38 protein-coding genes and 3 rRNA genes (1 of these 41 only partly in view) are annotated in these 24,631 nt (G+C 43.7%); 18 read left to right on the top strand and 23 right to left on the bottom strand.

The genetic code is table 11. The features are described from left to right. The 3 genes from ACMVDV_RS13740 to rrf (ACMVDV_RS13730) form a co-directional block, all read left to right on the top strand. A 23S ribosomal RNA gene (locus ACMVDV_RS13740) occupies nt 1-1,230 on the top strand (it extends 1,776 nt beyond the left edge of the window). 136 nt (nt 1,231-1,366) lie between these two features. Then, nucleotides 1,367-1,481: ribosomal RNA gene (gene rrf / locus ACMVDV_RS13735) — 5S ribosomal RNA — on the top strand. 62 nt (nt 1,482-1,543) lie between these two features. Then, nucleotides 1,544-1,658: ribosomal RNA gene (gene rrf, locus ACMVDV_RS13730) — 5S ribosomal RNA — on the top strand. Between the two features lie 222 nt (nt 1,659-1,880). On the opposite strand, the gene ACMVDV_RS13725 is transcribed toward rrf (ACMVDV_RS13730), so the two are convergent. The 17 genes from ACMVDV_RS13725 to ACMVDV_RS13645 form a co-directional block, all read right to left on the bottom strand. Then, the gene (locus tag ACMVDV_RS13725) at nt 1,881-2,609 is read right to left on the bottom strand and encodes a hypothetical protein (protein ID WP_416158504.1); all 729 of its coding nucleotides are present in this window, start codon (nt 2,607-2,609) and stop codon (nt 1,881-1,883) included. 157 nt (nt 2,610-2,766) lie between these two features. Beyond that, entirely contained in the window at nt 2,767-3,105 is a 339-nt protein-coding gene (locus ACMVDV_RS13720; protein ID WP_182761594.1) for a Mor transcription activator family protein, read from the bottom strand. 3 nt (nt 3,106-3,108) lie between these two features. After that, nucleotides 3,109-3,447: a hypothetical protein gene (locus tag ACMVDV_RS13715; protein ID WP_416158503.1), complete on the bottom strand. Its 339-nt coding sequence runs from the start codon at nt 3,445-3,447 to the stop codon at nt 3,109-3,111. A 2-nt stretch (nt 3,448-3,449) separates the two neighbouring features. After that, nucleotides 3,450-3,944 carry a hypothetical protein gene (locus ACMVDV_RS13710; RefSeq protein ID WP_416158502.1) on the bottom strand — a complete coding sequence of 165 codons (495 nt, stop codon included), beginning with the start codon at nt 3,942-3,944 and terminating at the stop codon, nt 3,450-3,452. Further along, the gene (locus tag ACMVDV_RS13705) at nt 3,928-4,611 is read right to left on the bottom strand and encodes a phage protein GemA/Gp16 family protein (protein ID WP_416158501.1); all 684 of its coding nucleotides are present in this window, start codon (nt 4,609-4,611) and stop codon (nt 3,928-3,930) included. Before ACMVDV_RS13705 ends, ACMVDV_RS13710 begins: the two co-directional genes overlap by 17 nt. 35 nt (nt 4,612-4,646) lie before the next feature. After that, a complete protein-coding gene (locus ACMVDV_RS13700) occupies nt 4,647-4,826 on the bottom strand; it encodes a hypothetical protein (RefSeq protein ID WP_337150539.1) in 180 nt (59 codons plus the stop codon). Next, nucleotides 4,823-5,377 carry a host-nuclease inhibitor Gam family protein gene (locus ACMVDV_RS13695; protein ID WP_416158500.1) on the bottom strand — a complete coding sequence of 185 codons (555 nt, stop codon included), beginning with the start codon at nt 5,375-5,377 and terminating at the stop codon, nt 4,823-4,825. Before ACMVDV_RS13695 ends, ACMVDV_RS13700 begins: the two co-directional genes overlap by 4 nt. Further along, entirely contained in the window at nt 5,370-5,582 is a 213-nt protein-coding gene (locus tag ACMVDV_RS13690) for a hypothetical protein (protein ID WP_416158499.1), read from the bottom strand. Before ACMVDV_RS13690 ends, ACMVDV_RS13695 begins: the two co-directional genes overlap by 8 nt. A gap of 10 nt (nt 5,583-5,592) precedes the next feature. Continuing rightward, nucleotides 5,593-5,826 carry a hypothetical protein gene (locus tag ACMVDV_RS13685; protein WP_416158498.1) on the bottom strand — a complete coding sequence of 78 codons (234 nt, stop codon included), beginning with the start codon at nt 5,824-5,826 and terminating at the stop codon, nt 5,593-5,595. Nucleotide 5,827: 1 nt separating this feature from the next. Beyond that, nucleotides 5,828-6,514 (bottom strand): DUF2786 domain-containing protein, encoded by a 687-nt coding sequence (locus ACMVDV_RS13680; RefSeq protein WP_416158497.1) that lies wholly within the window; start codon nt 6,512-6,514, stop codon nt 5,828-5,830. A gap of 2 nt (nt 6,515-6,516) precedes the next feature. After that, complete coding sequence (locus tag ACMVDV_RS13675; RefSeq protein ID WP_416158496.1) at nt 6,517-7,800, bottom strand: ExeA family protein; 1,284 nt, start codon at nt 7,798-7,800, stop codon at nt 6,517-6,519. After that, nucleotides 7,797-8,030: a hypothetical protein gene (locus tag ACMVDV_RS13670; protein WP_416158495.1), complete on the bottom strand. Its 234-nt coding sequence runs from the start codon at nt 8,028-8,030 to the stop codon at nt 7,797-7,799. The genes ACMVDV_RS13675 and ACMVDV_RS13670 overlap by 4 nt, the downstream gene beginning before the upstream one ends. Before the next feature lie 9 nt (nt 8,031-8,039). Further along, entirely contained in the window at nt 8,040-9,797 is a 1,758-nt protein-coding gene (locus tag ACMVDV_RS13665) for a hypothetical protein (RefSeq protein ID WP_416158494.1), read from the bottom strand. Nucleotides 9,798-9,802: 5 nt separating this feature from the next. After that, entirely contained in the window at nt 9,803-10,738 is a 936-nt protein-coding gene (locus tag ACMVDV_RS13660) for a hypothetical protein (protein WP_416158493.1), read from the bottom strand. Next, a complete protein-coding gene (locus ACMVDV_RS13655) occupies nt 10,731-11,174 on the bottom strand; it encodes a hypothetical protein (RefSeq protein WP_416158492.1) in 444 nt (147 codons plus the stop codon). The genes ACMVDV_RS13660 and ACMVDV_RS13655 overlap by 8 nt, the downstream gene beginning before the upstream one ends. Next, complete coding sequence (locus ACMVDV_RS13650) at nt 11,171-11,614, bottom strand: hypothetical protein (RefSeq protein WP_416158491.1); 444 nt, start codon at nt 11,612-11,614, stop codon at nt 11,171-11,173. Before ACMVDV_RS13650 ends, ACMVDV_RS13655 begins: the two co-directional genes overlap by 4 nt. Then, nucleotides 11,611-11,838, bottom strand: a complete 228-nt coding sequence (locus ACMVDV_RS13645; protein WP_416158490.1) for a hypothetical protein — start codon at nt 11,836-11,838, stop codon at nt 11,611-11,613. Before ACMVDV_RS13645 ends, ACMVDV_RS13650 begins: the two co-directional genes overlap by 4 nt. 22 nt (nt 11,839-11,860) lie before the next feature. Here ACMVDV_RS13645 and ACMVDV_RS13640 point away from each other — a divergent pair, with 22 nt between their 5' ends. Beyond that, the gene (locus ACMVDV_RS13640) at nt 11,861-12,133 is read left to right on the top strand and encodes a hypothetical protein (RefSeq protein WP_416158489.1); all 273 of its coding nucleotides are present in this window, start codon (nt 11,861-11,863) and stop codon (nt 12,131-12,133) included. 43 nt (nt 12,134-12,176) lie between these two features. On the opposite strand, the gene ACMVDV_RS13635 is transcribed toward ACMVDV_RS13640, so the two are convergent. Beyond that, nucleotides 12,177-12,485: a MarR family transcriptional regulator gene (locus ACMVDV_RS13635; protein WP_416158488.1), complete on the bottom strand. Its 309-nt coding sequence runs from the start codon at nt 12,483-12,485 to the stop codon at nt 12,177-12,179. A gap of 50 nt (nt 12,486-12,535) precedes the next feature. On the opposite strand from ACMVDV_RS13635, the gene ACMVDV_RS13630 reads away from it, so the two are divergent. Next, nucleotides 12,536-12,808 (top strand): hypothetical protein, encoded by a 273-nt coding sequence (locus ACMVDV_RS13630; protein WP_416158487.1) that lies wholly within the window; start codon nt 12,536-12,538, stop codon nt 12,806-12,808. Nucleotides 12,809-12,889: 81 nt separating this feature from the next. On the opposite strand, the gene ACMVDV_RS13625 is transcribed toward ACMVDV_RS13630, so the two are convergent. The 5 genes from ACMVDV_RS13625 to ACMVDV_RS13605 are packed head-to-tail and all read right to left on the bottom strand — an operon-like array spanning nt 12,890 to nt 14,442. Then, the gene (locus ACMVDV_RS13625) at nt 12,890-13,135 is read right to left on the bottom strand and encodes a hypothetical protein (protein ID WP_416158486.1); all 246 of its coding nucleotides are present in this window, start codon (nt 13,133-13,135) and stop codon (nt 12,890-12,892) included. Next, nucleotides 13,132-13,254, bottom strand: coding sequence for a hypothetical protein (locus ACMVDV_RS13620; RefSeq protein WP_261375577.1), 123 nt, complete (start codon nt 13,252-13,254; stop codon nt 13,132-13,134). The genes ACMVDV_RS13625 and ACMVDV_RS13620 overlap by 4 nt, the downstream gene beginning before the upstream one ends. 15 nt (nt 13,255-13,269) lie before the next feature. Next, complete coding sequence (locus ACMVDV_RS13615; protein ID WP_145236381.1) at nt 13,270-13,764, bottom strand: hypothetical protein; 495 nt, start codon at nt 13,762-13,764, stop codon at nt 13,270-13,272. Then, nucleotides 13,757-14,128, bottom strand: a complete 372-nt coding sequence (locus tag ACMVDV_RS13610; protein WP_416158485.1) for a hypothetical protein — start codon at nt 14,126-14,128, stop codon at nt 13,757-13,759. Before ACMVDV_RS13610 ends, ACMVDV_RS13615 begins: the two co-directional genes overlap by 8 nt. Before the next feature lie 56 nt (nt 14,129-14,184). After that, nucleotides 14,185-14,442 carry a helix-turn-helix domain-containing protein gene (locus ACMVDV_RS13605; RefSeq protein ID WP_416158484.1) on the bottom strand — a complete coding sequence of 86 codons (258 nt, stop codon included), beginning with the start codon at nt 14,440-14,442 and terminating at the stop codon, nt 14,185-14,187. A 79-nt stretch (nt 14,443-14,521) separates the two neighbouring features. Between ACMVDV_RS13605 and ACMVDV_RS13600 the strand changes: the two genes are divergently transcribed. The 13 genes from ACMVDV_RS13600 (at nt 14,522) to ACMVDV_RS13540 (ending at nt 24,625) form a co-directional block, all read left to right on the top strand. Next, nucleotides 14,522-15,466 carry a LexA family transcriptional regulator gene (locus ACMVDV_RS13600; protein WP_416158483.1) on the top strand — a complete coding sequence of 315 codons (945 nt, stop codon included), beginning with the start codon at nt 14,522-14,524 and terminating at the stop codon, nt 15,464-15,466. A 226-nt stretch (nt 15,467-15,692) separates the two neighbouring features. Beyond that, entirely contained in the window at nt 15,693-16,181 is a 489-nt protein-coding gene (locus ACMVDV_RS13595; protein WP_416158482.1) for a hypothetical protein, read from the top strand. A gap of 87 nt (nt 16,182-16,268) precedes the next feature. Continuing rightward, entirely contained in the window at nt 16,269-16,571 is a 303-nt protein-coding gene (locus ACMVDV_RS13590; protein ID WP_416158481.1) for a hypothetical protein, read from the top strand. 84 nt (nt 16,572-16,655) lie between these two features. Next, nucleotides 16,656-17,237 carry a glycoside hydrolase family 108 protein gene (locus ACMVDV_RS13585; RefSeq protein ID WP_197120486.1) on the top strand — a complete coding sequence of 194 codons (582 nt, stop codon included), beginning with the start codon at nt 16,656-16,658 and terminating at the stop codon, nt 17,235-17,237. Further along, complete coding sequence (locus tag ACMVDV_RS13580) at nt 17,234-17,464, top strand: hypothetical protein (RefSeq protein ID WP_283709806.1); 231 nt, start codon at nt 17,234-17,236, stop codon at nt 17,462-17,464. Before ACMVDV_RS13585 ends, ACMVDV_RS13580 begins: the two co-directional genes overlap by 4 nt. Beyond that, on the top strand, nt 17,448-17,810 hold the full coding sequence (locus tag ACMVDV_RS13575; RefSeq protein WP_416158480.1) for a hypothetical protein: 363 nt from the start codon (nt 17,448-17,450) through the stop codon (nt 17,808-17,810). Before ACMVDV_RS13580 ends, ACMVDV_RS13575 begins: the two co-directional genes overlap by 17 nt. 143 nt (nt 17,811-17,953) lie before the next feature. Then, nucleotides 17,954-18,250 (top strand): ArsR family transcriptional regulator, encoded by a 297-nt coding sequence (locus ACMVDV_RS13570; protein ID WP_416158479.1) that lies wholly within the window; start codon nt 17,954-17,956, stop codon nt 18,248-18,250. A 2-nt stretch (nt 18,251-18,252) separates the two neighbouring features. Then, entirely contained in the window at nt 18,253-18,828 is a 576-nt protein-coding gene (locus ACMVDV_RS13565) for a phage protein Gp27 family protein (protein WP_416158478.1), read from the top strand. After that, nucleotides 18,828-20,363, top strand: coding sequence for a hypothetical protein (locus ACMVDV_RS13560; protein ID WP_416158477.1), 1,536 nt, complete (start codon nt 18,828-18,830; stop codon nt 20,361-20,363). Before ACMVDV_RS13565 ends, ACMVDV_RS13560 begins: the two co-directional genes overlap by 1 nt. A gap of 120 nt (nt 20,364-20,483) precedes the next feature. Further along, nucleotides 20,484-22,046: a hypothetical protein gene (locus tag ACMVDV_RS13555; protein ID WP_416158476.1), complete on the top strand. Its 1,563-nt coding sequence runs from the start codon at nt 20,484-20,486 to the stop codon at nt 22,044-22,046. Further along, complete coding sequence (locus tag ACMVDV_RS13550; protein ID WP_416158475.1) at nt 22,033-22,869, top strand: hypothetical protein; 837 nt, start codon at nt 22,033-22,035, stop codon at nt 22,867-22,869. Before ACMVDV_RS13555 ends, ACMVDV_RS13550 begins: the two co-directional genes overlap by 14 nt. Nucleotides 22,870-22,878: 9 nt before the next feature. Next, complete coding sequence (locus ACMVDV_RS13545) at nt 22,879-23,958, top strand: phosphoadenosine phosphosulfate reductase family protein (RefSeq protein WP_416158474.1); 1,080 nt, start codon at nt 22,879-22,881, stop codon at nt 23,956-23,958. Nucleotides 23,959-24,085: 127 nt separating this feature from the next. After that, complete coding sequence (locus tag ACMVDV_RS13540; RefSeq protein WP_416158473.1) at nt 24,086-24,625, top strand: hypothetical protein; 540 nt, start codon at nt 24,086-24,088, stop codon at nt 24,623-24,625. The last annotated feature ends 6 nt before the right edge of the window (nt 24,626-24,631 follow it).

Here is a 24,631-nt window from a genome sequence, read left to right as displayed (position 1 = left end):
GCAAAATCGTACCGTAACTTCGGGAGAAGGTACGCTCCGATTGGTGATGAGACTTGCTCTCTAAGCTGATTGGAGCCGCAGTGACCAGGTGGCTGGGACTGTTTATTAAAAACACAGCACTGTGCAAAATCGCAAGATGACGTATACGGTGTGACACCTGCCCGGTGCCGGAAGGTTAATTGATGGGGTTATCTTCGGAGAAGCTCTTGATCGAAGCCCCGGTAAACGGCGGCCGTAACTATAACGGTCCTAAGGTAGCGAAATTCCTTGTCGGGTAAGTTCCGACCTGCACGAATGGTGTAACCATGGCCACGCTGTCTCCACCCGAGACTCAGTGAAATTGAAATCGCAGTGAAGATGCTGTGTACCCGCGGCTAGACGGAAAGACCCCGTGAACCTTTACTACAGCTTGGCACTGAACATTGAACCTACATGTGTAGGATAGGTGGGAGACTTAGAAGATGAGACGCTAGTTTTGTTGGAGTCGTCCTTGAAATACCACCCTTGTAGTTTTGATGTTCTAACGTTGGCCCCTGGATCGGGGTTACGGACAGTGCCTGGTGGGTAGTTTGACTGGGGCGGTCTCCTCCCAAAGAGTAACGGAGGAGCACGAAGGTTGGCTAAGTACGGTCGGACATCGTACGGTTAGTGTAATGGTAGAAGCCAGCTTAACTGCGAGACAGACACGTCGAGCAGGTACGAAAGTAGGTCATAGTGATCCGGTGGTTCTGAATGGAAGGGCCATCGCTCAACGGATAAAAGGTACTCCGGGGATAACAGGCTGATACCGCCCAAGAGTTCATATCGACGGCGGTGTTTGGCACCTCGATGTCGGCTCATCACATCCTGGGGCTGAAGTCGGTCCCAAGGGTATGGCTGTTCGCCATTTAAAGTGGTACGCGAGCTGGGTTTAGAACGTCGTGAGACAGTTCGGTCCCTATCTGCCGTGGGCGTTTGAGAATTGAGAGGGGTTGCTCCTAGTACGAGAGGACCGGAGTGAACGAACCGCTGGTGTTCGGGTTGTCATGCCAATGGCATTGCCCGGTAGCTACGTTCGGAACTGATAAGCGCTGAAAGCATCTAAGCGCGAAGCAGGCCTCGAGATGAGTTCTCACTAGACTTTTAAAGTCTCTGAAGGGCCGTTGAAGACTACAACGTTGATAGGCAAGATGTGGAAGCATAGTGATATGTTAAGCTAACTTGTACTAATTACCCGTGAGGCTTAACCATACAACGCCAAACGCGTTTTATGCGACAGTTTAAGCGAAGAAGTTAATATAACTAAAGTAGATTTACTGAAAACTTTATTATCAGAAATTCCAAATTTTAGTTAGTGCGTAGTAATACGGACTGACAACCAAATTTGCTTGGTGACAATAGCGTTTTGGACCCACCTGACCCCATGCCGAACTCAGTAGTGAAACGAAACAGCGCCGATGATAGTGTAGCATTTGTTATGTGAAAGTAGGTCATCGCCAGGCTCCAAATTTAGTTGAAGAACTTTAACCTTAAAAATTAAAATAAGAAAATTGAAAAGAATTTTCTTGGTGACAATAGCGTTTTGGACCCACCTGACCCCATGCCGAACTCAGTAGTGAAACGAAACAGCGCCGATGATAGTGTGGCATTTGCCATGTGAAAGTAGGACATTGCCAGGATCCTAATTGAAGAAACCCGTTTCAGAAATGAAGCGGGTTTTTTGTTTGTCCTAAAAAAAGTTCTAGGGGCTAGTGATCCAAGTTAAGAAAATTAGATAATAAAATTCGCGAAAAATATGGGATAAGCGGGGATGACTTGGGATTTAGTGGGATAGCATTTTAAACAGTCTTTAAAATAGTGAAAGTAAGCAAGTATTGAAAATTACTTACTTTCAAACTCAATTATTCTGCTATTACTCGATACTTCAATTCTGATGGTGATACAGAAATAATCTTGATTAAATAATTTCTAAATCTAATTTCCTTTGAGTCAACAGGGTAAACCAACTCTTGCTTAAAGTCAGAACGGGCCATATTTTCAAATGTGTACTCTCTATATAGTAGACTGATACCGTTCGTACCTTGTCCTGTATAAACTATTTCATGGTTTATATAACCGTTTTCAGACAGCGGTACTTGAGACTCTACAAGCTTAAACGTGGTATCAAGTGGGTTCATGGTATAAGTATCGCCACTCCCAACAGGTGAAGTCCAAAAGCTGTTTGACATTACTGTCTGATCCCATTGCCCTTCATTATTTATTCCCAACATGAAAATGCTGCCAGGAATAGAAATTACACTATTTCCAAGCTCGTTTTTACCTGAAATCTTATAAGTATCACCAGAAGTTCCATGTAAATTCACACTTGTAGAAAGAATACCACCTTCAAATACAAAGTCATTTAGCGCTTGGTAAGTATCTTTTTTAAAGCTTGCTTTGTAAGATTTGCGAACAATTAACTGCTCACCAACATAGGCTGTTTGTTCTTCGTCTAGTGTGTAGTTTTTGATATCTACTTGCTCAATTTTGCTTGAATGTTTACCCAGTTGAACTGTTGAAGTACACCCAGTAAGAGCAGCTGCAATTATTAATGCTGTGGTATATTTCCAATTTGATTTTGACAAAAACATATATAGTTCCATTTATTTTAAGTTGATACAGCTGCTGTTCATGCGGCCAAGATCAGTTTAAGTTATTTGAATTAATTTATCACCTGAATAAAAAAACGACAGGGAATTTTTAGTAAATTTTTGCCATAAAAAAGCCCCTTTCGGGGCAATTGGTTGGTTAGAATAGCTCGGGTTGTATTCGCTTGGTTTCAGCGGCGTGTACAGCGCGAACAATCTGGTAGATGCGTTGCTCAGATAGGTTGTATTTCTTAGCAAGCTCTGTGTGGTTGTTACCTCGAAAGTCTTGGTAAATTTGGTTGTGCTTAAGTATGGCGTCAAGCCCAACACCTTTAGGGATATAAACGCTCATGCCACCGCATTGGTGGCGAAAGTCATCAACTATTAACGTAGCCAATTTAGTGGCCTGTTCTTCGTCAATTTTATTCTCTAAAAGCATACGCTCAATTGAGTCTAACAATATCAATAGAGTTTCAGCTGTTTGCGCTTTGCCACTCATAACTTACTCCGGTGAACCTGAAATGGTTATTGGATATTTTTCAGACGATGGATAAGCAATTAACTTATCACCTAACTCAGCCCACATTAATGACTGATTTCTTTCGGCGATCTCTTTCGCTTCTTCTAGAGATAAACCAGTCATTTTCAATGTGTATCCATTGCTAGGTCTATGATTAAAGTAATGACTTCTAATAGCATGAGCGATTGATAAAGCTACATATTCAGCATCAGATGCAGAACAATTATTATCATCTAACCAGTCGTGAGTAAGAATAGCGCCACCGTTTTCTAAATCGTGCATAGCCTTCTTAACTAAATGATCTTTTCTATTTAATGACATAACTAGCTCCTGTACTTGGCTAGGTTCTCTTGCCACTTCTTAGTTGACTCTTGCAGTGTTTCAGGGCGTTCGACTTTCATTTCGATAGCCTGATTAGCAGAGACAACCGTTTTAGATGTTTGGCTGTTTAAGAACTTTTGTTGCTCGGTTTCTAGCACCTTTTGTAAGTAGGCATGATCATCACCCATACGGCGATAACCGTTGCGCTCCCAGTGATCACGAATGCTTGCAACAGTAATGGTTAGCGCTTGGGTAAATACTGCTAAATCGTGCTGTTTGGTTAGCTCGATTATGTCCTGGCTTAACTTTAATTGGCGGGCGTGTGATAGGTCTGATTTGTCCGGCGTGAACAATTGAACATAATCAGCTAGTGCCGCACTTGCATGACCAGGCAGCGCAGTGTAAATGCACAGCAGTTCGTCAGACGCTTTGTTATGTGCAATTGCTGATATATCCAATAAACCACGGCAATGAGGGCATTTAGCTAGTTTTTGCATTGCCAGCCTCCTTTGCTTGATCCACCGATATACCAAAGCGCTTAATAAACTCGTTGCAGTCTTCAAAGGCTTGCAAAATTGTAAGGTACCGCGCGCGCTGCATATTAACGGGAATATTTAAACGGCTTGCTTGCAGCTTTGTTTGAACGGCAAATATTTCTGTTGCATCGTCTAGTGATTCCATATCAAGGTCTTTGTAGTAGCGCAAAACAGCGGCAATTTTTACCGTCATCGCTTGTTTCATTAAGCGTAAATGGTAGCGCTTTAAACGTTCAATTAACTCATTTGATATGGGGGCCATCCAGTCTAAACGTTCAATTTCTTTGCCATCGTTTAGACTTTTTGATTGCTTTACACACCACTTTTCAAGAGCAATATAACTGCCGTTTTCAAGCAGCTTATGCGCTTTCATCATTGTCCATACTTGGCCTAGCTTTTTAAGCCTGGGTTCTTTATCAAGTAAGGCTTGATCAATCTTACGTTTTACCGGCTTTTTCTTTTTAAAACCGAGCTTTTCCATGCCTTTAATTACTTTATCGAGCTGCTTTTTATCCATCTTAGTGGTGCTGTCGATACCCGCCCAGGCTTTAAGGTTTGCACGGTAAACATCATCGTCCATATTGAGATCACGTTTAGCGATTTGGATAAGCTGAATTAACTTTTTCATTGGTTACTCCAAAGCCGCCCGTAGGCGGCATATCGTTAAGCGGTGATGGCTACACTAGGTTGATGAACGGCCAAGGTTTCTTCTTTAACAAAAGCAACCTTGGCATTTGCGTTGTTAACTTTGGCTTTGTTAAAGCTCTTGAACGCTTTTTTGTATGATGGCGTTGTAAGCATGCAACAACCATCTACACGTACGTTGTAGGTTGTGGCTCTCATGCTGACTCCTCCACATCACTTAAGTGATCAACAGACACATGCACCGGTTTAATAAAAAATTGCTCTTTTTGGTTAAATGTAATGCCTGGAATGTTTTTGAGCTTTTCACGGTGCTTGATAAGACCAGGCTTATTAACGGATGTTTTAACGCTTAATAGCTCTGTTAGCTTGAGCTTTTTTTGCAGCTTGCTAAGTGCGTCGATCACATCTTGGCCGTTCTTCACTGTGACAGATAGCGGTGGTGTGCGGGTGCCAATTTCACCTACTGTATAAATGCGAGACTTTTTACCAGCGGGCACTATATCTTGTTGGTTTGCGCTAAAGAAAATTTGAGCTGATTTACTCAATACCTTAATTTCGTTATTGATTGCCGTGGTGGTCTCTTTTAACGATGTTTTGGCATCTTCAATAGCTTGATTGGTTTGTGCAGTGGCTATGTCTAGCTTTGTTTGCAGTTGGCCAATGCGGAATATGGTTTGTTCTAACTCCTCTGAGCTGCTTACAGACAGCATATCGTCTGATTTTACGCGGCGGTTTGGTTGTTTAGCCATGGCGTTTATCCTTCATATTGTGGATTTGAGTTTCAAGTTTGTGGGTTGCGTCTTGAAGTTGCGCTAAAGTGCTTAGTGCATCGTCTTTACGTCCCGCTAAAATTTCGCCATTAACCAGCTCAGTTAATTGTGCAATGGTATAAATTGATGGCGCGGTATTGTGGGTTAATCGGGTAGTGCTAATTTGGGCTGTTGCACTGTTCATGGTTTGTTCCTTACGCTGCTTGCTGCTGTAAAAAAATACGAGCAGCAGTTATTACACTGCTTTCATCATTGCCAGTGATAGGCAAGTCAATATCTCCTATCTTGGCTTTGAGGATGGTTTGATAGTTTTCAGAGGTTAGGCGTACAGTTATCTCAAATTGCAGTAAGTACTTCGCACGCTCCTTCTCTGTTTTTAGCTGGCCTAGAAGCGCTTTATTTAATTCAGTAATCGATAAAAAGGGCATGTTAGGCTCCTGGTTTATGTTGAAGTTTGGTTTGCTCTTGGCCATGCACTGGGCGATGCAAAGACTCTTTTTTACCTGCCTTAATACCGTCAAGAATTGCGCGGCTGGTGTTCGCTTTTTTGCCTCGCTTTAACGGTGAGCTGCTACTCAGGTCGGGGAACTCTTGCGCCATGTAGCGTTCAATAATGCTGGTTTCTTTTTCGCTAAGGGCGAACTCTTCAACCGTGCGAGCAATACCAAACACCCAGCCCTCAGCAAAGCGATCGCCACGGGCTACTTTAGTTGCACGCTTGCACTGCTTAGGTTGCTGCTTTACATACTCTTGGCGAGTTTGTTTTAGCTTGCTCCAGAGCACTTCGTAGCAATATTTAGCAAGTTCTGGTTGTGGGTTAATACCAATAAAAGCGACTTCTGAATTACTAAACAAACTGAATGACATCACAAAGCGCACACCAAATACCCGTTTGATCAAATGCAATAAAGCAGCGTGATAACTCACTACTTTTTTGCAATCGGTTTCAACACGTTCATGCTGTACATAGCTAAAATCAATGTCGCTTTCGCTTACCTTATGCTTGCGCATCAGGTTTTGTGCTTGGCGCATTGCAGCAGATGCTTCGTGTTCGTTGGTTGCCTGCTTGGCAAGCGCTAAACACTGGCGAATCTTTTTAAGAATGCGGCTATCCATAACTAAACCCTCACGTATTCTTCGGCAAGTTCTGCCGTAATGCGGTCTTCGCCTAAGTCGGCCGCTTCGTTCATTAGGTTTTTCATCAGCGTGTTTACGTTGAGTGGGTAACTCATATCAACGGTTTCATCAGGGCGGCCAGTGGTGCGGCCAAACTTGCGAATACCACGCAGCGCTTGCTGCATTTTTTCAATCGCGGCGGGTTCAATCACTTTCTCAGGTACCAAGTTGGCGGCTTTGAGTTTGTGATCAATGTATTCTTTAAGCTCAGTACCAAGCGGCGGCACATTTAACTTATTTACGCGGTATGCAAATTCGCGCACGTTCATTGAGCTTAAAACTTTGTCCAACTCGGTTTGGCCAATAATGCAAATACCAATTAACTTAGTGAACCCTTCGCTTAGCTCCCACAGCACCTTTAATTGCTTAATGGTTTCTTCGTCTAGGCGGTGGCCTTCGTCAATGAGTAAAATGTGGCGGTTGCCAGCGTTACAGCTGCGGGTGAGTTCATCACGTATAATCGAATCACGGTCTTCACTGCTGCGCGGTAGTTTTGTAATGTTTAATTCACGGCAGATTGCTTCACTAATCGAGCTTGAACCAATCTTCTTTTTATCAATTCGTGCAGGGCGAATTACTCGAATGTTAGGATGCTTAGCGCGTATTTCTTCCATTGTAAAGTTCATCATTACAGTTTTGCCACTGCCGCACTCACCGACCAATGCCATTAAGGTACCTACTTTTGCGCAGTTGATAATTGACTCAACCACATAGCGCTGCTGAGCGCCTAAATACACATTGTCAATGCTGTAAATTTCGTTATCCCATGGGTCGTTAAAAATTTTAAAATGTTGTCTTGCTCTTGGTGTAAGCATTTGTGCCTCCGGTAATTCAATGACTATGTGCCCGTTAATTGAGTCTTCGTGACCAATGATCAGGCGTTTGGTTTTATGTGCATGTTTCCACTGGCTGCCTGTGGTCACTGCGTTGTTATGTGGATCATCCAAAAATATTTGGTAAACGTTGCTCTCAACAATTAAGCCGTTTTCAATGGCGAATTTTTCTAAGCCTGCCTTGAGTGCTTCACGCGGTAACGTGCGTTTAGGCCAGTCAGACTTAGTGACTATTTTGTTAAGCGTGGCCTCGCTGGTTTTTACGTCTGCATGATGATCTAACCACTGAGCTAACTGCTTATAAGTAATGCCACGGTTAGCCATCATGCGGCCTAGCTTTATCTTCCAGGTCTTTCGGCTTAACTTCTTTTTGTGCTCGTTAGGTTCGCTCATGCCACCTTCCTGTATTGCGTTGGATAAGCGGCTAGCACGCGGTTAAAAAACTCATCGCGTTCTTGCTCGTCATTAAAAATGTACTGGCCTTTTTCGTCGGCTAGTTCCGTCCAGCGTTTTGAATCAACCAACTTCACATGCACCATATAAACGGTGCGAGTACGGCCAGACACAACGTTAAACGGTGTTTTTTCGGCTTTGCGTAGTTGGTGCTTTTTACTGTTTCCCATGGTGATCTCCTAACGGGTAAAATTAACCACGTTTAAGTGGTTTGGTTTGTCAAAGGTTGCTAGCTCGTCAAGTAAGCTAGGTAATTGGCTTGCATCAATACTGCGATCAGCAAGGTAGATTTTTTCTTCAGGGGTAATAGGTGTGCCGCGCTTTGCCACAATGGCTTTACGCAGTGCAACGCCCGCCAGTGTGTGGGTTGGTTGCTGTAAGCCCGTATCAACTTGCTCACCACGTACACGCATAAAGTCAGGTGTTTGCAGCTCGTTTAAGTGGCTGTGTGCATCTAACGCACCACCAAACGGCACGGCTTTTTTACCGCGCTTAGCTTTTACAATTTCTTCATCGCTCATGCCTGGATAAGCACCGCGCTCTGCTTGCTTACGGGCAATATCCAATGAGGTATCTTTAGGGGCTTTCATTTGTTGGCCAATCACCGCGCCGTTTACATCAAAGCCTGCTTCGTCGGTTTCAATGGGGGCTACGGTATGAATTTGCTGCTCGCCTTGGTGCTTGCAATACACCAGTACTTCGCCACGCTCTGATAACGCCATAGGCAGCACTAACACTTTTAAGCCTTTGTAAATGCCAACAAGGCCATCAAGCGCATACTTTTGGCTGCGCTTAACGCCTGGGTGAACAAACGTGATCGACAGGTCAGGCCTAACCATGCGGGTTTCTTCTTTATGGGTAAGTAACCAGCGGCAAATATCTTCGCTTGGTAGGTCGCGTACTTTGCCGTGTGCCATGCGTTTCATCCAAAACTCATAACGGCCTTTACCGTGGCGGCTATGCTTGGCTGAGTAGTGAGGTATTTGATCTGCGTTGTAAGCGTTCTGCCACGAAATAGCATGCTCGTTTAGCTCCGCAACACTGTTTACTGGCTCAAACATCAAACGCGACTCAAACAGTTTTTCAACTAAGTTATTGGCGTTTTCTACTTGGCCCTTCGCGCGTGCGCGGCCCACTTCGTGGTCAATTACATCAACACTGAGTGCGTCCAGGGCACGAAGAACTGCCCCCGCTGTATTAGCTGAACCTTTATCCATTACTAAAATGTCAGGCAGGCCACGTACTGGGCACTTTTCATCGTTGTGCAAACCCCAGCACCAAAGCAAAAAGTCATACAGGTTTGCCATGGTTTCACCGGCGCTTTCGTAATAGCGCACACGTACCGCACCAGAATAGTGATCAGTTAATACATAGCGCCATACGCGCAGGTTTTTAATTTTTTCAAGGTTCTCTGGCTTGTTTTTATAAAACTCGTCATCGCTCATAAAGCGTTGTACACGGCCTTTTTTACCGCCAGGCGGGTAGTAAATTAAGCACAAGCTAGGGTCAACCTGATGCACATGGTTAGGGTAAAGGCTACGCAGCTGCACATGCGCGGTGCTTTGGGTAAGCATTTTTGCCGTGGCGTTTTGCTCGCGCAGTAAACGCCTAACCGTACTGTTACTTTTAAACTCACAACCATTGGCCGCTAATATGCTTACTGCATTAGGCGTTTCAACAATTTGCTTACCATTTTTACGATTACCCACCGCCAACATGGCTTTGAGCTTATCTAGGCTTTCAGGGTCTTGGCTGCTGTTACCTTTGTCAGCACGGGGTTTACGGCCACTGCTGTAACCGAGTTTGGCTAACTCGCGGTAAAACGCATCTTTACTTAGCCCAAGTAGCTGTTTAGCTTCAGCTAAAATAGTGCCTTTTTCGCCATGTTTGGCGTTTTCAATGCGCTGTTTAAAACCAAGTAAAATTTCGTCAGCCATGATGCTTACTCCTCGTTGCTCATGGCGCTGTCGTTAAGCTCTTGCAGTACGTCAAGGCTGGGGCGCATTTTTGGTAAGTAACCCTCAAGAATGTTTGAGGTTTCAAGCCATGCTTGGGCAAAGTCTTCAGCGAGGGTTTTAAAGCTATGTAGTAAGCCTGCTGCTAAGTACTCGGTTACTTGGGGTGATAAGTTATCGTCATCTAAAAAATGCTCACGCAGTGCTATTAAGCGGCTTAGCGATTCAACGGCATTGCTCTCATATTTGGTGGCTTCAAACAGTAGGTGCTTGGTTTGGTCTACCCAGGCATCGGCCTTGAACTTGGTGCTTTCAAGTTCCGTTTGGTAGTCCATGGCTTTCATTTGGTATTCGTCACGCATACGAACGGCAACTTGGCGTTGGTCGTCAATCTCTTTCGCTTTTTTCTTTTCGGTATCAAGCTCTTTTTTATGCTTGGCTTTTAGGTCGTCAATCAGGTCTTTAATTGATTCTTTATCACCGGTATCAATCGCCTCAGACTCAATCACTAACGTTTGCTCGTCACTTGGTAATTGACGCAGAGATTTTAAATCACGTATACCTAGGCCAATCTTTTTACTCGACTCTAAAAATGCTTCACCAAAGTGTTTTAAATTAGCAAGGTTTTCATCCACCATTTTGCGCGACATACCCACTTTATGAATGCAGTAGTCTTCCCACGTTTTTGTATAGGCGGTGTTACCGTTTTCATCGGTATAGGGCAGGCCTTTATAAGCTTTGTTCTCTTTGTGCTTTAAAATAGTTTTGAGGTTAAACGCCTCACTTTGCTTTTTCATAAAGTCAAAAGCTTGTATTTGTCCTACTTCAACCAATGATTGGTCTCTAACAGCTGTGCTTTGTTGGCTGTCGGCAATAGCGTGTTGTGCTTCGCTTTCAACGGTGGTTAGGTCTTTATTAGTCATGATTGTTTTCCTTAAAAAGGTTAAATAAGGCGCTTGCCCTGGCTTGCTGTACGTGGCCATTAATTAATAAGCGTTCGATTGTGTTGCATGTCACAACTTGCTCAGTCACATAAGCCGAGAGCAGATAAATAAGCTGTTTTATGGCAAGCTCGGTGTTAGTAAAGGTTTTTGCGTTTTTAAATAAAGGGCTGTTAAATAGCCGATCCATAGCAATGACTAGCTCACCTAAGCGCTCGTTATCGATTAGTGGGTTTTCGTCATCATTTAAAAAGTTACAAACGCTGCTCAGCGCCTCAAAAGGGATTTGATGTTCACACGCTTGCTGCTTTAGCCAATCAAAGCGGTGCTGGGTTTGCTCTTTAAGCAGCACGTGGTAATCAGTAGCAATTGCATTTAATACATTACCTTTAGCAAGTTGCTCGGTTGTATTGCTCATAGCGCAAACTCCTCAAAGCGAAAAGCCTCGTCTAGCGCTCTTTGCATGGCTGAATTATTTGCACACTCTTTGCGGAAACGCGTTAGGCTTGCTTGTTCATAGCGGTTGAGTGCTTGGTGCTTTTGCTTGTGAACAAGTGGCCTAATAAAGTGGTGGCGTAATACCTCTTTGTGTGAACTTATCCATTCGCCTAAATCGCCTAGCCAGCTATTCGCAATAGTGATGCTAAAGCGGTAATAACTACTGTGAGTTTGGCTATCAACAATTACTCCATGTTCAGCAAGGCTTTTAAGTAAGTTGTGCTTTAGTGCAATAAAATCGTGTGCCGCCTCGTCTGGAGAAAGCTCAATCATTACGTCGAACAACTCTAGCCATTCGCTTAATTGCTCAAGGGTGATTTTGCCGCTGTCGAGCACGCCTAAATAAATAGTGCAGCTCATACGTTTGACCCTCGCGTTACCGTGCTAAGTATTAAATACACACTCTGTAAGGAGCAGTCTAAGCGCAGTGCTTGTATTTGCGCCCAGTGCTCTACATCCCACACAACATCCGCAGGGTTAACGGCTTTACCTGAATGACACGGTACACGGAGCTTCTTTTTACGAGAAAAGTAGGCAGTAACCTGTTTAAAATATGATGTGCTATTGTTTGATGTGTTATTCACATCATCACAAAAGGAAAACGAAATGGACTCATCTAAACTGGCGTTTTTAGAAAAACGAGTATCAGAGCTAGAGCAGCGTATGAAAGAAAGAGAGGCCGAATGTTTGGTACTTGAACAAACTTTAATAACGCTATTAAGAGGGTTGTCAACTAGGCGTGTAATTTCACTACAACCACTTATATTGCACTTAGCAAAAACAGCTGATGGTACAGTTACACCCAATGTTGCTGCCGAGTGTGAAAAGTGGGTTGAAGACTTACTCGCGTTTGAAGAAACAATAGACTTCTTCATGTAGCTTCTATCTTTAGCTAACTCTGTTGTTATCGCTTTTAATTTGTTCATACTATTGCTCCATAATTTCTTCGGTCTTGTTCTAGTTGCTGGCTGCGCTGGGTAATCGCCAGCTGGGCGCTATTGGCTAAAGTGATTAGGGCTGGTCCTAAGCGCACTTTGTTTTGATCCCACGGGCAATGCTCGGCAAAGCCTGCTTGGATCAGGTTTTTAATAACTGCGGTAGCCTGTGATTGGGTGATGTTTAAACGCTTAGCCAATTCGCCCGGGCGCAGGCCATCGGCTTCATAACCGCTCAGCGCTTTAATGGCGTTTAGGCCGCGCTGCATGGTTGTTGAAATATATTGTTCACTCACTGTGAGTACTCCGTTAAACTGTTTGTAAAACTAAACAAGGACGTAATTAAATGACTAACCACACCGACGCCTATCAAACTGCACTTAAAAACATCATGAGTTTTTTTGTTATCGCTGATGAAGGTATTGCCGCCAAAGACGGGTTGCTGCAATATCTTGCTACCAACATTAGTGCTATGAAACGCCATGGTGAGGATCCTCTTACTACCGAAATACTTGAAAAGTTCTGCGAAGAATTACTCGGTTTGAGCAATGTTGATTCAACAGTTCTTCGCGAAACGCTTCGCTTGCATTTGACATGGAAGCCGCCAAAACAGCCTTAGTCTTTGCCCGCCAGTAGCGGCGTAAAAAGAAAAACCGTCCAATAAAAAACAGAGCTAAAGCGATTAACACTAATGTGGAACTCATGCTGAAACCTGCTTGCTTTGGTAGAACTCGCGCAGTTCTTTAACGCAGCTAGGGCATGCTGCCTCTATTTCAATGTGGCAGGTTGTAACGTGTCGCCAGCCCATGTAACTGGCTGCATCAATAAATGCTTCGACTGGTATGGTGCCGTGTTCTACACGTTTGCAGCAGTTGCACTGTAGAGTGATTTTTGGTGATTCAATCTTGAGCTGCTCTATAGTGATTTTTTGAGTTAGTAATTTCATGCTTTGTATTCCTTATTAGCCATTGCTTTTAACTGCGCCATAGTCATCAAAAACACCGTTTTAGTGCTACTTGGGCGAAATTTAGACGGTTCTTGGTCTTTGATAGGGGCAGGTTTCATGGCTTTTGCTCTTAACTAATGGGGTTCGTGGATTAGGTCAAAACAGGCTTGGGGTTCGTCAAGCTTTTCGGCTTCGAGCTTTTGATAAGCGAGTTGTTGCATTAACAAAATTATTTGCTCTGCCACATATTGGGCATTGCCTGCACCTTCTTCTAACTGCATCACCATGCCGATCACTTGGTTAGCAAATAGGTTTAAATGGGTAAGGTTGCTGTTACTTGGTTTTTTACCTTTGGGCATATCAACAATAAGTTTGTCTAGGCTATGCGCCATGTACATTAGCGGGTATTCGCGCCCTGTTGCTGCCATGAACGGAATAAGCAAGCTGGTGGGCATATCGCCGCTGCCTAAATGCTTGTACAGCATATCGGTGCTAATACCTGTTCTGTCGGCGATGCGTGGCACACTCATTTGACGCGTTGCCTGGGCGTGTTCTTTACATAGCTGGAGTGCTTCGGGCAGGCTACGGGCAACAATACGACCCCACTGACGGCGTTTTGGCTTAGTCATGAGTCGCTCCTTTTGGCAAGCAAAAAATAGCTAAAATGGCATTCCAAAAACAAACAATTTTTGGAACTTCACTTTGTACATTGCATAGCGCTACGCTGGATATAACACCAACACCCAAGGGCGTAACATGCAAACATACACCGTAAACAATATATTGGTTTGGCTGTGCATAGACGATAAAGCCATTCAACACACTCCCTTTACTTTGTGCAGTGCTGTGGCACTTAAACAGTTGATTATTGACTTGAGCCGCAAGCGGTATATGCAACGGCGTATTGCTGTGCGCACACTGTACAAGCAACGCAGCAATCAGTTGCTGACCTTGATGTGGTTGTGTGAGCAGCGGCGAGCGCATTTTAGTCATAATAGTGATCCTGTTGGTTCGATGGTTGACTTAGTGATTAATTGGTTACTTAGGCCTTATGAGGCGAGTAACTGTTTAAGCTCTGCCATTTTTTCATCTCTGTTAATTGCGTTGGAGTAGGTTTTTACATCAGGGAAAACATCCGCGATGTCTTTACCTAGCACTTTAGCAATCTTTGATGCTGTATCAACTGAGGTGGTATGGCGATATATAACGGCAGAGACAGAGCTAGGGCGCTTGCCTATTACATCGGCAAGCATGGTTACGGTAAAACCTTTTGCGTTTAACGCGGCTGTGATTTCTTCTGGTTTCATAGTAATATCCTTTAGTTGTTTATAAGTTGGTTCTAAAGACCGTTCTCAGGTGTCTACATAATATAGGTGTGATGATTTCATGTGTCAACAAGAAAATGATGCAAAATTCGACTTTGTGCCGGAGTTTAATGAAATATTGACTAGAGCTAGTCGATTCTCTCCTGAAATTTGCAAGAGTGATGCGGGTGTTGCTAGTGCTTTAGGTGTAAATAGGACGACACCTGCAACATGGAGGAAAAGAAATAAAATTCCGTATGAGGCAATTATCGAATATGCAAAATCTAAAAGATTAAATATTCAATGGTTGCTCACAGGTGAAGGTGATCCATTACTCGATAATTTTTCTGACTTTGAAACGCTTCAAAGTGAAGATACAGTAAGATCTGTTCTTCTAAATGATACAGAAGCAGAGAAAAGGCGTAATGAAAGAGTTAGATTTGTGGGTAAGGCTAACAATGAGAGGATTAAATTTTTGCACGATGTTTTCTCATTTTTAGATGAAGAAGATCGCCAGCTTGCGGTAGCTGCTTTTTTTGAATTTATAAAAGATGGGAACGAAGATCTCAATGTAGTCAAAAAAGTAGTTAATTCAATACGTTCAAATGCAACTGATTTTGAAAAAGTCCCCGTGATTGATGTAGAAATATCGGCAGGTTTTGGCGCTAATATCGAACGTGAAAAAGTGCGAGGGTATTTAGCTTTCAGAGGTGATTGGTTAAAAGAGAAACACTTATCAAGTAGTAGGTTGGCTGTTGTTTTTGCAAAAGGTGACTCAATGCAACCAACCGTTAATGATGGTGACGCGTTACTTGTTGATATGAGACCAATTGAAAAAATAGCTGATGGTATTCATGTTTTACGTATGGACGATCATTTGTTTGTAAAGCGATTACAGAAAGCTTTTACTGGTGATATAGAAATTATTAGTGATAATAATTTTTATAAACCACAAACCGTAGCCCCAGACCAGCTAGACAAATTAAATGTTATTGGTAAAGTTGTGTGGATAGGCAAAGAAGTTTAGTACTGCCTTTATTAAAAAGCGGAAACGATTTCCGCTTTTTAAATTGTTAACTTATTGTTTTTGTTTTGTATTTATAAATTAAAACGGAAGCGTTTCCGTTTTTTGTTGTTTTGTTTTATAACGTTTTATTTGTTGCCACACTCCGACTGTCGGAGGTTTATCTTTATTTAACTCTTACTGATGCTACTTGCAAACCAGTAGCTTAACGATTTAAAAGGAATTTCACATGATAAAACGTGGTTTAATTTTTATGCTTGCTATAAGTAGTGCATTGCTTGGTTGTGGTAAGCAGGAAACCAAAGTGGAAACAGTGCAGCTTACTCCACCGCCTGCTGAATTTATTAGCCCTTATCGGTTTCTTAAATTTAGGATCAGCGCAGCGAGTGACATTTTAAAAGTAGCACCAGATGCTAATGGTTCGATAGTTACTAGCACCAGCCAATATGAAACGCGATATGAAAGTAATGATGGCATTATTACTTATTCAGAAATTGCACTTCTAGAAACCGCTCCATGTAGCCAAACACAAGAGTTTGATCCTATCGCCATGCTTAATGCTGTTTCGGTAGATGTTAGACGCTTAGAAGCTCAAATGAGAATGACGCATGTAGCGACTTATTATGATCATAGCGACAAGTTAAAAGTGAGTGTGACTTGCCAACAAGATGGAATGCCAATAATAGTCGCCTTTAGCAATAAATATTATGGCTATTAGTCTATTTGTTTACGGTCATTTAACTCTTGCGGATGTGATTTGCAACCAATAGACTAAAAAGCACTCTTATATTGCTAATTAATTACAATGACGCCTGAGCTTTCTGAGCACATTACTCTTGTTATATTTTTTGTTGGTATTGCTTTGTGCTTGCCGTATTTATGCCATGTTGGGTATCACCTGCTGCGGTATTTGTGGGTGATTATTAGTATTCGTTACAGTGTTAAAGAGCGCGAATACCGTAAAAACATGGCACGATTAACAAAAGATCGTAAGGCGCTTAAAAAGTCAAACAGCTCAACTGTGCATGTTGAGCAACAAATACAGGCATTAATAATTGATTATTGCCGTGACAGTGACGAACTGGTTGAACAATTACTCAAGCATTAACATTCCCAATATCATTCTTATAACCCCTATTTTTACTAAAACCCTTTAATTTAGCCCCTTAGAAAATAGCGCCACACTGGCGCTATGAAAAAACTTATTCCAGCCGACCTTACCCCGCATTACAGCCGTGCCTTTTTATTTTGCATGGACTGGATTTATGAGGCAGAAGGAGGCGACTCTGATCATAGTGCAGACAAAGGTGGCCGTACTCGCTTTGGTATTAGCAAAGGCGCTTACCCTGGTGTGGATATACCGACTTTAACGTGGCCGCAGGCTATGCGCATTTATCACCGTGACTTTTGGCGCGGTAGCCGCGCTAAAGAACTGGCTGAGCATGGCTTACTTGAACTTGCCTTTTTACATTGTGATGCCGCCATAAACCACGGCGTGCCACTGGCCAACATGCTGTTACAGCAAGTGCTGGGTGTGAAGGTAGATGGCATTTTAGGCTCGCGCACCCTTGCTGCGGCCATTAACCACAACCAAGAAGATTTACTGGTTGATTACTTTGCCCGCCGCGCCAGTAAATACAGCCGTATTGCAGTGAATGATCCTAGCCAAATAACGTTTTTATATGGCTGGCACCGCCGCCTATTTAAGCTTGAAAACCGCATAGAAAAAGCGGTAATGAACGAGTCATTTTATTGCTCTTGGGATTTTGTATGAAGAGCATTCCACTTTATGAAAAGCGCGGTTATGAGATGCGCATTAGCACCTTTGCTAATGGCGAAAACCCCGACCCTCAAACCGTTTGCCCCACAGGCAACCCCACATTAAAGAACGCCTTTTTAAAAGGTTGGCACTCAATAACGGGTGTGCGCCTTGAAGTAGAGGCGCGTGTTTTGAATTCAAAAAATACAGTAAGGAGTTTGCCCCGTGGACGAATATGTTAAGTGGTACCCATGGGTGCAAGGTTTTGTGCTGGTGGTGTTTTTTGTGGTGGTTTATGCACTTAAAAAATCCTTTGCCAGCAAAGACGATGTGAACAGCCAAGACAAGCGCTTGCAAACCGTTGAGCAAACCTATGTGACCAGTAAAGATTTTACCAAGGTGAACGAAACCGTGCAGCGCATTGAAGTTGAGATAAAAGATTTACCGCAAGACGTAAGTAGGTTGACCCAAGAAGTCACTAAGTTGCAGAGCGAAACCAAGCATCTACACGATATTTTAAAGCGTATAGAGCACCCACTTAATTTAATTGTTGCATCAAAAATTACAGGTGAACGAAATGGCAAGTGAGTTTCAGGTAGAGGTGTGGCTGCTTATATGTTTGCTCATTGCGGGTGCATTGTTCTTTTTGTATGTGTGTGGGCGGCTTGGTTATGTACTGGGTATGTTTATAGGTGCGTTTATTTTTAAACGATTTTTTAAGGATGGGGACAATGAAAGAGCTATTTGAAGCTGATCAGCGTTTAGTTATTTTGCGTGCCTTAGCTGAGGCCGCAGGCTATAGCGCTAACTGTAGCATGTTGAGCTGTGTGCTTAGCTCGTATGGGCATCAATTGAGCCGCGACAAAGTACGCGCGCATATGCGTTTTTTAGAAGACGTTAACTTGATCACCATTGATGTGGTGGGTGATAAAACCTTAGTGGCTAAAATTACAGAGCAAGGGGCTGATGTAGCAACAGGCCGTAAGTTTGTAGATGGCATTAAGCGACCAGCACCTGGGGGCATTTAATTATGGCACGCGGCAATAAGATAGAGCGCTTGCCTGATCACTTACGTGAAAACCTACGTGAAATGCTGGCAACCAAACAACACACCTGCCAACAAATAGCCGATGCAATTAACGAAGAACTAGCGGAATTATCTGGCGTGCAAACCGATGTTGAAAGCATTGATGACAACACAGTATGGCGTGAGAAAAAACGTATTGAGAGCATTGCTGATGAAATACGCCGCAGCCAAGCCTATGTTGAGTCGTTATCTAAGCAGTGTGATTTAACCAGTATTGGTGACACTGGCCGCGTACTTATGAGCCTGCTGCAAAGTGCGGCGTTTAAAACAACCAGTAGCTTAATGGGCGGCGAAGACCCCATTGATGCTGAAACACTTAACGATCTTGTATTAGCGGTTGCCCGCTTACAACGCAGTGCTAACCATAATGCCGACTTAGAAAAGCAGATAGCTGAAAAAGCCCGTAAACAGGCGCTAGCTGAAGCACAAGCTCAGGCTGAAAGTGCAGGTAAAGCGGCTGGTTTAAGTTCTGGCAATATTGATTTAATACGCCGTGCAATTGCAGGAGAGCGTTTGTAATGGCTATGAATGAAGAAGAATTAACCGCGATTTTATTACCGTATCAGGCGGAATATGTGTGGGATCAATCGCCGGTTATTCTTTATGAAAAGTCGCGTCGTATTGGTTTAAGTTGGGGCGAGGCGGCGGCCAGTGTGCTTGATGCCGCTGCAAGTAAAGCCGCTGGCGGCATGGATTGCTGGTACATAGGTTATAACAAGGATATGGCCGAAGAGTTTATACGCGACTGTGCCAACTGGGCTAAAAGCTTTAATGAAGTGTGCGACGATGTAAGCGAAGAGATTTACGTTGATGAAGACAAAGACATTCTTACCTATGTTATTCGCTTTGCCAGTGGCTTTAGGATTAACGCGCTTAGCTCACGCCCATCGAATTTACGGGGTAAGCAAGGCCGCGTGATACTCGATGAGGCTGCATTCCACGACAAACTTGATGAGCTAATAAAAGCGGCGTTCGCGTTATTAATTTGGGGCGGCAAAGTGCGCATTATTAGCACCCATGACGGCGAAGAAAACTCCTTTAACTTACTTATTAAAGAATGCCGCGCGGGCACTAAACCTTATAAGGTTTACCGCACAACGTTTAGAGAAGCATTAAGCCAGGGCTTGTATAAACGCATTTGTGCAATGAAAGGCACAGAGTATAGCCAAGAACTCGAAGACGAATGGGCCAATGGTATTTATGACTTTTATGGTGATGGCGCTGCAGAAGAACTTGATGTGATCCCAAGTGCAGGCGGCGGTGTTTACATTAACCGCTTGTTGGTTGAGCGTTGCCAACACCCAGACAGTAAAGTGATCCGCCTAGAAAAACCGGATGACTTTGTAACGAACCCTGAGCGCACTCGCATTATTGATGACTGGTTAATCGATACCTTAAAACCATTAATTGATGCTATGCCTGGGCAGCGCACTGTGTTTGGCCAAGACTTTGGCCGTAGTGGCGATTTAACCGTACTTTGGCCCATGCAGCAGCAAAGCCCCATTAAGTACCACACGCCTTTTTTAGTTGAGCTGCGCAATATTCCATTTGATTGCCAAGAGCAAATAGTGTTTTACCTGCTGGATAACCTACCGCTGTTTTTTCATGGCAAGTTTGATAGCCGTGGTAATGGCCAGTCGATTGCTGAAAAAGCCATGCAACGTTATGGCCCCAGCCGCATTGATTGCGTGATGCTGTCGCGCCCTTGGTACAACCAATTCTTTCCTAAATACAAAGCCGCGCTTGAGGGGCAGTTTATTACTGTGCCTGAAAGTGAAGATGTAGTGGCCGACCACCGCCGTGTGATTTTAGAAAAAGGCCAACCCAAAATGGATGATGGCCGTGACAAAGGCAGCGATGGTAAATGGCGACACGGTGATACAGCCGTTGCAGGGGTGTTGGCTAATGCCGCCACATTAGAAGAAGGCGAACCCGCCGCAGGTGCCACGGTGAATAAAAATAAGCAGTCAATTAAAAACCAGCCATCGCGGTTACAAGGTCGAACAAGACCTGGTGGCTTGTTTAAGCGAATTACCGGTTATTTAAAAAATTAACGCTGACGCGCTCAGCGCGATTTTAAGGCTGTGTTGGGTGCGTTGAATGGCATTGCACGCAAAAACGAATTTAAAGCCGCTTAGGCAAATGTAAAAGATTTACAAAAGGGTTGAAAAGCTATGTTTGGTTCTAAAAAACGCAAGGCAAAGCAAGAGGCAGAATTTGCAGCAAAAATTGCGGCAATTGTGACTGAAACAATTGCCGCAAAAAATTCAGCAAATGAAAATACCACCACGTTTAAAGAAGCCGCTGGGGCGATGGCGGGCAGTATTGACGCAGACGATCACTTGTATTCTAAGTTGTCGGCAGATTCTAACCGCAATTTAAGTGGCCCTACGCGGGTGCGTATGAACAAAATAGCCCCGTACCTTTGGCAAAGTAATATGATTGCCAACCGCATTATTGAATTACCGCTGGCCTACCTACTGGCCGAGGGCGTTAAAATTACCAATGACGATGAAGACTACCAAGCGGTGATCGATGCGTTTTGGAATCACCCGATTAATAACATGGCCATTAAGCTTGAAAAGAAAGTGAGGGAGCTGGCGATATTTGGTGAGCAGTTTTACCCAGCGTTTGTAAACCCCTTGAGTGGTGAGGTGCAATTAAGTTATTTAGACCCCGCCCATGTAGAAGAGGTAATTTACGACCCGCGTAACCCAGAGCAACCAGTAGGCGTTAAAACTAAACGCATGAGCAATGGCCGTCATTATTTTTATAAAGTGATCATCAATGGCAGTGAATCGGTATTTACCAAACAAACCCAGCGGCTACGTGAAGGCTTTGCCGATGGTGATATTTTTTACTTTGCAATAAACAGCTTTTGCGCCCACGGACGGGGCAACTCCGACTTAACCGCGCAGTGCGATTTTTTAGATTTGTACGACGATTTTATTTTTGGCGAAGGCGACAGAGCCGAAAACTCCCGGGCGTTTGTGTGGGACGTAACCCTAACAGGCGCTGATAAAAACAAAGTGACTGAGCGCGCCTCAGAAATTGAAAGTAACCCACCGCGCCCAGGCTCTGTAAATGTGCATAACGACAGCGAAGTGTGGAAGGCCGAGAGTCCATCGCTTGGCACTGGTGATACAGAAGCCCTGGCTAAGTTATTTAGAAACCACATGCTAGGTGGTGCAACCATGCCGCCGAGTTGGTTTGCGGATGGTGGCGACGTTAACCGCGCCAACGGTGAAGCCATGGCCGAGCCAACTTTTAAAATACTTGCCATGCGCCAGCGTTACATAATTTATATGCTGCATGAAATAGCGACCTTTGTTATTCGCCAGTATTACAAAGCTACACTAGGCCAAGAGCCAGACCGCACGATTGAAGCCGATGTGTTTAAGTCAAAAGTGGTGATGCCCGAAATGACCGCTAAAGACATTAGCCGCTATGCTGCTGCGTTACAGCAAGTGGTGGTGGCTGTAAATCTTGCGATTACACAGGGCATTATTACTGAAGAAACAGGCTTAAGTGTGATTGCCTCAATTGCTGATCGCTTGGGTGTTGAGATAGACCCCGCCACTGAGCTTGAGAACGTAAAAACTGAAATAGCGCAAAAAGCAAAAGACCAGGCAAAGGCCGACACATTTAATGCGTTTGATGGTGCTGACGATGATAGTGCTGATGAAGCGGCTAATGAAAAAACAGCCGATAAAGAGTTAACTGATGACGCCGAGTGAGCGCACAGCGGCGTTTAATAAAGCCCGCACTGCACAGCTCAAGGAGTTGCTTAAAAACAAGCAAGGGCTGTGGGATTCGTTATTACGCTTATTAGAGCTGGCTGAAGAAAACACCCAAACCATATTGCAAGGGCAACCAACCGATTGGCAGCAGTGGCATTACGGTAAATTGCAGGGGCAAATTAACCAGGTGATGCTGGAACTGGGGGAGCGTAGCGCGGCGCAAATTACGGCGTTTTCAAAAACAACATGGGTGGCGGGCATTAACTTAATTGACGTGCCACTTAAAGCCGGTGGTGTAACGGTTAACGCCATGACGCAACTTTTACAGCACCGCCAGCTTGTGGCCATTGACAGCTTTATGGTTGATCGGATTAAAAACGTACTCAGCGGTAAAGCCGACTTTATACGCTCGCAGCTGGGGCTGGTGATGATGGGCGCACAAGATGCAAACACCGCTAAAAAAGCCATAGCGGAGAGCTTAGGCGATAAAAAAATGTGGCGCGCTAAAACCATTGTCAACACCGAGCTTAGCCGTTTATACAATGTTGCAGGGCAAATGCGTATGACCGAAATTGGCGATGCAGTACCAGGCATGGAAAAAGAGTGGCGTATGGGTAAACGTAAAGAACACCGCGCTAATCACTTGGCTGTGCGCAATACCCGCGTTGGAGCAAGCAAACCATTTACGGTAGGCGGTATTAAAATGATGCACCCACACGACCCCAAAGCACCCGCTAAAGAAACCGTAAATTGCAGCTGCTTTACAGTGCCGGCAATGGCGCATTGGAAAGTTGATCCAAAACTGACTGTTAAAACTTAGGAGAGAAAGATGCATGAATTTGATGATGTATTTATTCTACCCTCTTTAGAAAAAATGGCGGGTATTTGTTCTAAAAGTGATAAGCGTAGTTATTTTTCTGCACCAGAGATAGCCGTTGATGAATATGACTACATAATACTTTGTATGTCAGGCGGCAAAGATTCAATTGCAGGGCTTCTTCATTTGATAGATATAGGAGCTGATCTTAATAAGATTGAATTATGGCATCACGATGTTGATGGTAATGAAGGTTCCACCCTGATGGATTGGCCATTTATGAAGGACTTTAATAGAAAGCTCGCAGATCATTTTGGCTTACCTATTTATTTTTCTTGGTTAGAGGGGGGGTTTGAAGGAGAAATGATTAAGAAAGATTCATATAGCCGTCCTCAACATATAGAAACTCCAAATGGCAAGATAATTCTTAGTAGAGATACTAAGCGCGCTAAGCCTAGAACTAGAATGAAATTTCCACAAGTTTCAGCCAATTTACAAACTAGGTGGTGCAGCTCTAGCCTAAAAATAGATATAGGGCGAAGAGCAATTAATAATCAAGATAGGTTCAATAATAAAAAAATTCTATTTGTTACTGGGGAGCGAAGAGAGGAAAGCCATAATAGGGCTAAATATAACCAGTTTGAACCACACTCATGTGATAGGCGTTTTGGTCAAAAAGCACGATATGTAGATAGTTGGAGACCAGTTCTACATTGGGATGAAGAGCAAGTGTGGGAAAAATTGAAATCGCATGGCGTTACACCACCTGTTCCATATCGTTTAGGCTGGAGTCGTTCGTCTTGCATGAAATGTATATTTAATGATCCCACTATATGGGCTACCCTGAGACATCACTTCCAAGGGAGTCTAGATAAAATTGCTGAATATGAAAATCAGTTTGGGATTACGATCAGTAGAAGTCGCAAAGGAGTAATGCATCTATCTGAAATGGCGAAACCATTAGATATTGAAGACAGAGAAGCTTTTCTACAAGCACTTAAAAAAGATTTCACATTACCAATAACCCAACCAGTAATTGATTGGAAACTACCTGCCGGGGCATTTAACAAATCAAGTTGTGGTCCGTCATAGTTTTAAAAGGGGCTTTGATTATTTTAAAGCCCCGTTAACTTTCCTAAAACCCTTTAATTTAGCCCCTCCCCACATTCCCTTACATTAGAAACTCATTAGCCAAACTAACAAACTTGAGGGCGACATAATGAGTTTTCTTGCATTACTGACCAAGGGCCATGCGTTACTAGAAATAGCAACCAAAGTGCTCGACATTGTTGAAGACGTTAAAGAGATTGGCGACGACAAAAAGCCTAAAACGGATGAACGTGGTCAACCGATTATTAAAAAGCAAATCCGCAAAGTTCAACCTGAAGAAGTGTTTGATTTTAAAGTTGAGCGCGAAACAGGTGTTGTAAAAGCACTTACCAAAGCTGGCCAACGTGTGGAAGGTGTACTTGCTGCTGCCGACCTTGCCGAAGCTTTACTGGTTAGTGATGGCGCTAGCGATATTGGTAAAAACTTGCTGGAGCAAGAAGCCGCTGCCGCTGATAAAGCCAAAGAATTACTTGCTAATGCAGAATTGGACGCTGCAAACAAAGCGAAAGACGCAGAAAAGCAAGCGGCGGATATTATTGCTAAAGCCCACGCTGACGCTAAAGCGATGCTTGATAAAGCTGAAAAGGATGCCAAAGCTGTTGCAGATAAAGCGCCTGCTAAACCTGCTGCAGATAAAGCGGCTAAGTAAGGGGCT

It is taken from the genome of Pseudoalteromonas sp. ASV78 (assembly GCF_047806705.1).
Lineage (GTDB): Bacteria > Pseudomonadota > Gammaproteobacteria > Enterobacterales > Alteromonadaceae > Pseudoalteromonas > Pseudoalteromonas prydzensis_A.
The sequence above is the reverse complement of the archived record's forward strand: the minus strand, read 5'-3'. Positions and strand labels throughout refer to the sequence as shown.

Coding starts and splice junctions, on each gene's coding strand:
- ACMVDV_RS13720 (WP_182761594.1), bottom strand. CDS start 3,105: ATGAGTGGCAAAGCGCAAACAGCTGAAACTCTATTGATATTGTTAGAC.
- ACMVDV_RS13540 (WP_416158473.1), top strand. CDS start 24,086: ATGAGTTTTCTTGCATTACTGACCAAGGGCCATGCGTTACTAGAAATA.
- ACMVDV_RS13670 (WP_416158495.1), bottom strand. CDS start 8,030: ATGGGAAACAGTAAAAAGCACCAACTACGCAAAGCCGAAAAAACACCG.
- ACMVDV_RS13580 (WP_283709806.1), top strand. CDS start 17,234: ATGAAGAGCATTCCACTTTATGAAAAGCGCGGTTATGAGATGCGCATT.
- ACMVDV_RS13605 (WP_416158484.1), bottom strand. CDS start 14,442: ATGAAACCAGAAGAAATCACAGCCGCGTTAAACGCAAAAGGTTTTACC.
- ACMVDV_RS13675 (WP_416158496.1), bottom strand. CDS start 7,800: ATGAGCGAACCTAACGAGCACAAAAAGAAGTTAAGCCGAAAGACCTGG.
- ACMVDV_RS13725 (WP_416158504.1), bottom strand. CDS start 2,609: ATGTTTTTGTCAAAATCAAATTGGAAATATACCACAGCATTAATAATT.
- ACMVDV_RS13630 (WP_416158487.1), top strand. CDS start 12,536: ATGACTAACCACACCGACGCCTATCAAACTGCACTTAAAAACATCATG.
- ACMVDV_RS13550 (WP_416158475.1), top strand. CDS start 22,033: ATGACGCCGAGTGAGCGCACAGCGGCGTTTAATAAAGCCCGCACTGCA.
- ACMVDV_RS13660 (WP_416158493.1), bottom strand. CDS start 10,738: ATGACTAATAAAGACCTAACCACCGTTGAAAGCGAAGCACAACACGCT.
- ACMVDV_RS13705 (WP_416158501.1), bottom strand. CDS start 4,611: ATGAAAAAGTTAATTCAGCTTATCCAAATCGCTAAACGTGATCTCAAT.
- ACMVDV_RS13545 (WP_416158474.1), top strand. CDS start 22,879: ATGCATGAATTTGATGATGTATTTATTCTACCCTCTTTAGAAAAAATG.
- ACMVDV_RS13585 (WP_197120486.1), top strand. CDS start 16,656: ATGAAAAAACTTATTCCAGCCGACCTTACCCCGCATTACAGCCGTGCC.
- ACMVDV_RS13590 (WP_416158481.1), top strand. CDS start 16,269: ATGACGCCTGAGCTTTCTGAGCACATTACTCTTGTTATATTTTTTGTT.
- ACMVDV_RS13565 (WP_416158478.1), top strand. CDS start 18,253: ATGGCACGCGGCAATAAGATAGAGCGCTTGCCTGATCACTTACGTGAA.
- ACMVDV_RS13680 (WP_416158497.1), bottom strand. CDS start 6,514: ATGGATAGCCGCATTCTTAAAAAGATTCGCCAGTGTTTAGCGCTTGCC.
- ACMVDV_RS13570 (WP_416158479.1), top strand. CDS start 17,954: ATGAAAGAGCTATTTGAAGCTGATCAGCGTTTAGTTATTTTGCGTGCC.
- ACMVDV_RS13610 (WP_416158485.1), bottom strand. CDS start 14,128: ATGACTAAAATGCGCTCGCCGCTGCTCACACAACCACATCAAGGTCAG.
- ACMVDV_RS13685 (WP_416158498.1), bottom strand. CDS start 5,826: ATGCCCTTTTTATCGATTACTGAATTAAATAAAGCGCTTCTAGGCCAG.
- ACMVDV_RS13620 (WP_261375577.1), bottom strand. CDS start 13,254: ATGAAACCTGCCCCTATCAAAGACCAAGAACCGTCTAAATTTCGCCCA.
- ACMVDV_RS13640 (WP_416158489.1), top strand. CDS start 11,861: ATGGACTCATCTAAACTGGCGTTTTTAGAAAAACGAGTATCAGAGCTA.
- ACMVDV_RS13555 (WP_416158476.1), top strand. CDS start 20,484: ATGTTTGGTTCTAAAAAACGCAAGGCAAAGCAAGAGGCAGAATTTGCA.
- ACMVDV_RS13595 (WP_416158482.1), top strand. CDS start 15,693: ATGATAAAACGTGGTTTAATTTTTATGCTTGCTATAAGTAGTGCATTG.
- ACMVDV_RS13650 (WP_416158491.1), bottom strand. CDS start 11,614: ATGAGCTGCACTATTTATTTAGGCGTGCTCGACAGCGGCAAAATCACC.
- ACMVDV_RS13690 (WP_416158499.1), bottom strand. CDS start 5,582: ATGAACAGTGCAACAGCCCAAATTAGCACTACCCGATTAACCCACAAT.
- ACMVDV_RS13700 (WP_337150539.1), bottom strand. CDS start 4,826: ATGAGAGCCACAACCTACAACGTACGTGTAGATGGTTGTTGCATGCTT.
- ACMVDV_RS13710 (WP_416158502.1), bottom strand. CDS start 3,944: ATGCAAAAACTAGCTAAATGCCCTCATTGCCGTGGTTTATTGGATATA.
- ACMVDV_RS13625 (WP_416158486.1), bottom strand. CDS start 13,135: ATGAAATTACTAACTCAAAAAATCACTATAGAGCAGCTCAAGATTGAA.
- ACMVDV_RS13715 (WP_416158503.1), bottom strand. CDS start 3,447: ATGTCATTAAATAGAAAAGATCATTTAGTTAAGAAGGCTATGCACGAT.
- ACMVDV_RS13665 (WP_416158494.1), bottom strand. CDS start 9,797: ATGGCTGACGAAATTTTACTTGGTTTTAAACAGCGCATTGAAAACGCC.
- ACMVDV_RS13695 (WP_416158500.1), bottom strand. CDS start 5,377: ATGGCTAAACAACCAAACCGCCGCGTAAAATCAGACGATATGCTGTCT.
- ACMVDV_RS13600 (WP_416158483.1), top strand. CDS start 14,522: ATGTGTCAACAAGAAAATGATGCAAAATTCGACTTTGTGCCGGAGTTT.
- ACMVDV_RS13615 (WP_145236381.1), bottom strand. CDS start 13,764: ATGACTAAGCCAAAACGCCGTCAGTGGGGTCGTATTGTTGCCCGTAGC.
- ACMVDV_RS13655 (WP_416158492.1), bottom strand. CDS start 11,174: ATGAGCAATACAACCGAGCAACTTGCTAAAGGTAATGTATTAAATGCA.
- ACMVDV_RS13560 (WP_416158477.1), top strand. CDS start 18,828: ATGGCTATGAATGAAGAAGAATTAACCGCGATTTTATTACCGTATCAG.